The organism is Acinetobacter sp. YH12023 (assembly GCF_013420135.1).
Classification (GTDB): domain Bacteria; phylum Pseudomonadota; class Gammaproteobacteria; order Pseudomonadales; family Moraxellaceae; genus Acinetobacter; species Acinetobacter amyesii.
In genome coordinates, this window is the sequence record NZ_VOYU01000032.1 from 1 (window position 1) to 2,267 (window position 2,267).

Genomic DNA, 2,267 nt, shown 5'->3' on the forward strand with positions numbered 1-2,267 from the left:
GTACCAGCGTACGGCCCACAGAATGATGTCACGCTGAAAATGCCGGCCTTTGAATGGGTTCATGTGCAGCTCCATCAGCAAAAGGGGATGATAAGTTTATCACCACCGACTATTTGCAACAGTGCCCAAAAAAGTTCGTGGTGGAGAAAAGATAAGCTATGCAAGGCTTTAGGAGACGTGGTTTTTCAGGATGACGAAGAACGATTCGGCGCTAGGTGCAACATAGGTGCATCGCACGAGCGCTAGGAACGGCGAAAAAAGGCGGACGTGGCGAAATCGGTAGACGCAGCAGACTTTAAAATTGGAGTGCCCGCGGGGAAATCCGCGGAGTAGAACCGCTCAAAGTCGGGGAACGCTAACGGGCAATACCCTAAGCCAATCCCGAGCCAAGCCCCTTCGGGGGAAGGTGTAGAGACTGGACGGGCGGCGCCTAAAGCCTTCGGGCAATGGCGAAGGGACAGTCCAGACCACGAACGTCATCAGACGGCGGCGAAAGTCGAGGTGGTACGAAAATCTGCTTCTCTGTGAGAGTACGGGTTCGAGTCCCGTCGTCCGCACCACAAAGCCAAACATCCCTGCGATGATCGACCTCTGGGCGTTTGGTCGTGAGCCCGCCACCCTCGCGCTACGCTTTGCGCAGGCGTCGAAGGCGATCAGGTGCGCCCATCGATTCCGTCGAGCACCATCGCTGCGAGTTCATCGCTGGTGTGTGCACCACTATCGAGAACACGGGTTGTGCATGGAAGCCGTTCCCTTGCGGCCAAGCATCGGGCGACATTCGCTAATCGCCACTCTCGAATCTCCGCATTTCGATTCGGGTCAGGATGCATGGTCTGGTTCGCGATCCGGTGACGCAATAGGTCCTCGTTGAGCGTCAGAAAGATGTGCAGCAGCTGATCGTCGATCCGCCTTACCCCGTCGAGTATCTCAGTCAGATAGTCCGGGTGCACGAGCGTCATTGGGATGATGATGTCCTGCGAGTAATTCCTTCGAATCTCCCTGACCGCCGCGATCGTAAGTCCCCTCCACAAGGGGAGATCCTGATAGTCTCCGCTCGCTGGCATGGGGACCGTTTCTTTCACCACGAACCCGATTTCCTCGGGGTCAAAGATCAGCGATTTGGAACGCCGATCGCGCAGCCGCTTAGCGAGCGTCGTCTTTCCGGCGCCGAAAGGTCCGTTGATCCAGATTATCATTGTCGACGGCCTCTAACCTGAAGGCTCGCAAGAGCGCTCGACGGCCTCGTGCGGAGGCACGATCGGAGTGGTTCCGAAATGCTTCTCAAGATAGGTGACGCCGAACGTCACGATGTCCTGCGCGTCGAACAGGTAGCACTGAGCAAAGCCCACGACACCTTCTCGATGGCGACCGAGCTTCACGTAAGCATTTGCTATAGTTTCAACCGCATCCGGCTTTCCTTCGATAGCAAAGCAATCGAGAATGCCGTTTGAATCGTAATCCGATGCCGTTTTCCAGGCGACTTCACCGTCTCTTCCAAGCATCGGCATCTCATACGTCACCCACCGTTTGTTGGGGATATCGGCAACCGCCTCGGCGTAGTGCAATGCGGTAACGGAGTTTAGCGGCGCACCCAACAGCAGGGCCTTCCCGCCAAGGCGAACGAACCGCTCGACGGGCGATCCTTCCCCCAAGGCGTGACCGAGTTCGTGAGGCTCCGTCAGCGTTTCAGCCAGCGGACCAACCGCGACCATCGATGCATCGGGGTGCGCGCTGCGCCGCGCGCCGGGGGCTTGAACCAGAAATTGATTCAGCAGGCCGAACCCACGGTAAGTCCCGGCTGTTGCGGGATCGAACGGCAGCCAGGTACGGCGGGCTTCGTCATCCAGCCGAGCGCCATTCAGAGTCTCCTCGTAGGGTGATCGGTCCCACGACGCGTATCCCATCACAGTGCCAGTCGGCCCAACCGCGGAGCGTAACGCGGCAACGACCGTCTCCGCTCCTCCTTCGACCGGACCAATCGCTTTAAGTGAGGCATGCACCATCAAGAGGTCACCGGTTTGGACTCCGAGTTTTTGAAGCGCCTCCGTTATTGCCTTCCGCGTATGCATCGCGATATCTCCTCTAAACTGCAAAACACTATACCTATCGAGATATCACTCTACTATACCTATCGAGATATAGAGGTGGTCCCACTTGTTTGAACAACTAAAAGCGTATTTATAAGTGATATTCCGCTCTAGTTAAGCCACCTTGTTTTGTTGGGGTAGCTGATCATAGTAAAACTCATTTGGTGTCATTTTGTCTAG

The 2,267-nt window shown here is 56.2% G+C and carries 3 protein-coding genes; 1 reads left to right on the forward strand and 2 read right to left on the reverse strand.

Annotated elements, in window-relative coordinates:
- A partial coding sequence (locus FTT92_RS16885) for a hypothetical protein (RefSeq protein ID WP_206299284.1) occupies window positions 1-246 on the forward strand: 246 nt, incomplete at its 5' end.
- Window positions 247-653: 407 nt separating this feature from the next.
- On the opposite strand, the gene FTT92_RS16550 is transcribed toward FTT92_RS16885, so the two are convergent.
- Window positions 654-1,196: an AAA family ATPase gene (locus tag FTT92_RS16550; RefSeq protein ID WP_000587837.1), complete on the reverse strand. Its 543-nt coding sequence runs from the start codon at window positions 1,194-1,196 to the stop codon at window positions 654-656.
- A gap of 12 nt (window positions 1,197-1,208) precedes the next feature.
- Window positions 1,209-2,069, reverse strand: a complete 861-nt coding sequence (gene aac(3)-IId, locus FTT92_RS16555) for an aminoglycoside N-acetyltransferase AAC(3)-IId (protein ID WP_000557454.1) — start codon at window positions 2,067-2,069, stop codon at window positions 1,209-1,211.
- Between the last annotated feature and the right edge of the window lie 198 nt (window positions 2,070-2,267).

Excerpts from the sequence above, each read along its gene's own strand:
- FTT92_RS16550 (WP_000587837.1), bottom strand. The coding sequence starts at position 1,196 with ATGATAATCTGGATCAACGGACCTTTCGGCGCCGGAAAGACGACGCTC.